The 5,275-nt window shown below is 54.9% G+C and carries 2 rRNA genes; both read right to left on the bottom strand.

The annotated features are described in order from the left end of the window. Nucleotides 1-63 precede the first annotated feature (63 nt). Nucleotides 64-3,124, bottom strand: a 23S ribosomal RNA gene (locus D2E25_RS10395). A gap of 414 nt (nt 3,125-3,538) precedes the next feature. Continuing rightward, nucleotides 3,539-5,062 (bottom strand): 16S ribosomal RNA (locus tag D2E25_RS10405). Together the 16S and 23S rRNA genes form the textbook arrangement of a ribosomal RNA operon. Nucleotides 5,063-5,275 lie beyond the last annotated feature (213 nt).

The raw sequence follows: 5,275 nt of genomic DNA on the forward strand, positions 1-5,275 counted from the left end.
GTAGTGTTCATTCTTGTCAGCAGAAGAGTAGTCATGCTTGAGTGAACCCTCTAATGAGGGTTTATATGATTGCTGTTTGACTATTAGTACCGGTCAGCTCCACCCCTTACAGGGCTTCCACGTCCGGCCTATCAACCACGTGTTCTCCATGGAGTCTTCAAACACTCAAAGGTGTTACGGAATCCTTATCTTGGAGAAGGCTTCCCGCTTAGATGCTTTCAGCGGTTATCCCTTCCGAACGTAGCTAACCAGCCGTACCCTTGGCAGGATAACTGGCATACCAGAGGTTCGTCCACCCAGGTCCTCTCGTACTATGGGCAGGACTCCTCAAGATTCCAACGAGCGCAGAGGATAGAGACCAAACTGTCTCACGACGTTCTGAACCCAGCTCGCGTGCCGCTTTAATCGGCGAACAGCCGAACCCTTGGGACCTGCTCCAGCCCCAGGATGCGACGAGCCGACATCGAGGTGCCAAACCATCCCGTCGATATGGACTCTTGGGAATGATCAGCCTGTTATCCCCGGGGTACCTTTTATCCGTTGAGCGATGCCGCGTCCGTACACCGGCACCGGATCACTAGTTCCGACTTTCGTCCCTGCTCGACCCGTCAGTCTCACAGTCAAGCTCCCTTGTGCACTTACACTCAACACCCGATTGCCAACCGGGCTGAGGGAACCTTTGAGCGCCTCCGTTACTCTTTGGGAGGCAACCGCCCCAGTTAAACTACCCGCCAGGCACTGTCCCAGACAAGGATAACTTGTCGTGGTTAGACATCAAACGAGAACAGAGCGGTATTTCACCTAAGACTCCACATGAGCTGGCGCCCACGCTTCACAGTCTCCCGCCTATGCTACACAATCCGCGCCTAATGCCAATACCAAGGTATAGTAAAGGTCCCGGGGTCTTTTCGTCCTTCTGCGCTTAACGAGCATCTTTACTCGTACTGCAATTTCGCCGAGCTCCTGGTCGAGACAGTGGGGAAGTCGTTACGCCATTCGTGCAGGTCGGAACTTACCCGACAAGGAATTTCGCTACCTTAGGATGGTTATAGTTACCACCGCCGTTTACCGGGGCTTAAATTCACCGCTTCACCGTGAGGCTGACGGATCCTCTTAACCTTCCGGCACCGGGCAGGCGTCAGAGCGTATACAGCGGCTTGCGCCTTCGCACGCTCCTGTGTTTTTGGTAAACAGTCGCTACCCCCTGGCCTGTGCCACCCCCAAACGCTCCACACGTAAAGCACTTCACGTTCAAGGGTCTCCCTTATACCGAAGGCACGGGAGTAATTTGCCGAGTTCCTTGACCAGGATTCGCTCGATCGCTTTAGTATTCTCTACCTGACCACCAGTGTCGGTTTGGGGTACGGGCGGAACCCAACCTCACACCGAAGCTTTTCTTGGCAGCATGGGATCACCGAATTCGAGCCGTTAAGGCTCCCATCATCGCGCCTCACCCTCATGCATCCCGGATTTACCTAGGATGCGGGCCACACGCTTAACCACGGAAAACCACCTCCGCGGTCGGCTACCCTCCTGCGTCACTCCTGTGCTGACCTACTACGACTACAGTCCCAACATGAAACCCATCACCAACCCGAAAGCTGGATCAAAGCAACACGGAGGTTAGTACTCATCGATTCAGTTTGGACGGTTAAGAACCGGTACGGGAATATCAACCCGTTCATCCATTCGACTACGCCTGTCGGCCTCGCCTTAGGACCCGACTCACCCAGGGACGATGAACGTGGCCCTGGAACCCTTGGTCATCCAGCGGCGGGGATCTTCACCCCGCTTTCGCTACTCATGTCTGCATTCTCACTCCCACACAGTCCACGGTCAGTTTCCACTACCGCTTCGCCCCGTGCAGGACGCTCTCCTACCCAGTATCAAAAATACTGCCGCGTCTTCGGCGGCGTGCTTGAGCCCCGCTACATTGTCGGCGCGGAACCACTAGACCAGTGAGCTGTTACGCACTCTTTCAAGGGTGGCTGCTTCTGAGCCAACCTCCTGGCTGTCTATGCGACTCCACATCCTTTCCCACTTAGCACGCGCTTAGGGACCTTAGACGACGATCTGGGCTGTTTCCCTTTTGACGACGGAGCTTATCCCCCGCCGACTCACTGCCGGGATACGCTTCACGGGTATTCGGAGTTTGGTTGCTGTTGGTACCCAGTACGGGCCCGCAAGCATCCAGTAGCTCTACCCCCCGGAAGTACTCACCCGACGCTGCACCTAAATGCATTTCGGAGAGAACCAGCTATCACGGAATTTGATTGGCCTTTCACCCCTAACCCCAAGTCATCCCCCCGGTTTTCAACCCAGGTGGGTCCGGTCCTCCACACGGTCTTACCCGCGCTTCAACCTGCTCAGGGCTAGATCATCCCGCTTCGGGTCCAGGACACGCGACTCAAACGCCTTTTAAGACTCGCCTTCGCTACGCATACCCCACACGGGTTATGCTCGCCACATGCCACTGACTCGCAGACTCATTTTTCGATAGGCACGCCGTCACCCCTAAAGGCTCCGACGGATTGTAAGCGCACGGTTTCAGGAACTATTTCACTCCCCTCCCGGGGTGCTTTTCACCTTTCCCTCACGGTACTGGTACACTATCGGTCAGACAGGTATATCTAGACTTACCCCACGGTCGGGGCAGATTCACACGGAATTCCACGAGTCCCGTGCTACTTGGGAAACACAATCACGAGACCAGCGCGCCTACAGCTACGGGGCCATCACCCTCTACGGCCGGGAATTCAATCCCGTTCGCCTCACACGCGGTTTTATCACTCATGCCAAGCCCACCGACACTTGGACACATGCTCCCACAACACCACACACGCAACAGTCGGCACCTATCACACGCATGCGGTTTAGTCTCCTCCGCTTTCGCTCGCCACTACTCACGGAATATCCTTTCCTACAGGTACTGAGATGTTTCACTTCCCTGCGTACCCCCCGCTCAATAAGCGGTGACCACCCATAACAATGGCCAGGTTCCCCCATTCGGAAATCCTCGGATCAAAGCCCTGTTGGCGGCTCCCCGAGGCATATCGCAGCCTCACACGTCCTTCATCGGTACTGTCTGCCAAGGCATCCACCATACGCCCTTGCAAGCAACCACACACCACAACAGCATGCGGCACCACAAGCACCACTAGCAAATCCGCTGACAACAAATCATCACACTAAATGATCACAAAACGATCAAACAACACCAGACTCCAAAACAAATGAAGTCCGGCGAAATCACAACAACAACAGTAAAAAAACTGCTATTGCTCGCGTCCACTATCCAGTTCTCAAACCACCACACCACACCAACCACACCACTCAAAACAACCATTCCAAGCAATGCAGTAGGCAGGCAGGACCGCACCAAAGAAACCAATCCTTGGGGTGACAGTCCGGGAACCCAAAAGCATGTCTATACCACAACTAATGATCTTTTCCACACCAGCAACCCCAACCAACCATGGACTATCCATGGAACTGGGGCACACACCAGTCAGCAAACACTGACTTGAATTCTCCGTAGAAAGGAGGTGATCCAGCCGCACCTTCCGGTACGGCTACCTTGTTACGACTTAGTCCCAATCACGAGCCTCACCTTAGACGGCTCCATCCTCAAAGAGGTTAGGCCACCGGCTTCGGGTGCTGCCCACTTTCATGACTTGACGGGCGGTGTGTACAAGGCCCGGGAACGCATTCACCGCGGCGTTGCTGATCCGCGATTACTAGCGACTCCGCCTTCATGGAGTCGAGTTGCAGACTCCAATCCGAACTGAGACCGGTTTTCAGGGATCCGCTCCATATCACTATGTCGCATCCCGCTGTACCGGCCATTGTAGCATGCGTGAAGCCCTGGACGTAAGGGGCATGATGATCTGACGTCATCCCCACCTTCCTCCGAGTTAACCCCGGCGGTCCCCCGTGAGTTCCCATCATTACATGCTGGCAACACGGGGCGAGGGTTGCGCTCGTTGCGGGACTTAACCCAACATCTCACGACACGAGCTGACGACGACCATGCACCACCTGTGAACCCGCCCCGAAGGGAAACACCATCTCTGATGTCGTCGGGAACATGTCAAGCCCAGGTAAGGTTCTTCGCGTTGCATCGAATTAATCCGCATGCTCCGCCGCTTGTGCGGGCCCCCGTCAATTTCTTTGAGTTTTAGCCTTGCGGCCGTACTCCCCAGGCGGGACGCTTAACGCGTTAGCTCCGACACGGAACCCGTGGAATGGGCCCCACATCCAGCGTCCACCGTTTACGGCGTGGACTACCAGGGTATCTAATCCTGTTCGCTCCCCACGCTTTCGCTCCTCAGCGTCAGTAACGGCCCAGAGACCTGCCTTCGCCATTGGTGTTCTTCCCGATATCTACACATTCCACCGTTACACCGGGAATTCCAGTCTCCCCTACCGCACTCTAGCCCGCCCGTACCCGGCGCAGATCCACCGTTAAGCGATGGACTTTCACACCAGACGCGACGAACCGCCTACGAGCTCTTTACGCCCAATAATTCCGGATAACGCTTGCACCCTACGTATTACCGCGGCTGCTGGCACGTAGTTAGCCGGTGCTTATTCAACAGGTAAACTCACTTACGCTTGCTCCCTGATAAAAGAGGTTTACAACCCGAAGGCCTCCATCCCTCACGCGGCGTCGCTGCATCAGGCTTGCGCCCATTGTGCAATATTCCCCACTGCTGCCTCCCGTAGGAGTCTGGGCCGTATCTCAGTCCCAATGTGGCCGGTCGCCCTCTCAGGCCGGCTACCCGTCGAAGCCTTGGTAGGCCATTACCCCACCAACAAGCTGATAGGACGCGACCCCATCCCATACCGATAAAATCTTTCCCACAATCGCATGCACTCATGTGGAACATCCGGCATTACCACCCGTTTCCAGGAGCTATTCCAGAGTACAGGGCAGGTCGGTCACGCATTACTCACCCGTTCGCCACTCTCACCCAAAGCAAGCTTCGGGATCCCGTTCGACTTGCATGTGTTAAGCACGCCGCCAGCGTTCATCCTGAGCCAGAATCGAACCCTCCACAAAAAAATTTCATGAAAGAGCATCGACAGATGACTCTCAAAAAAACAATTGACAGAACCTCTAATAAGGAAAGAGGTTCGCACAAAAACCCTGACCATCATTAACCACTCTCATGGACCCCAACACCAAACAAGCATCAAGGCGACAGTCAAACTGGCAATCATTAGACAAAAAGTAGTACAAACACACTCTTGAGTTCTCAAACCACCACCACAC

Origin of the sequence: Bifidobacterium goeldii, assembly GCF_003951095.1 — a bacterium.
GTDB lineage: Bacteria > Actinomycetota > Actinomycetes > Actinomycetales > Bifidobacteriaceae > Bifidobacterium > Bifidobacterium goeldii.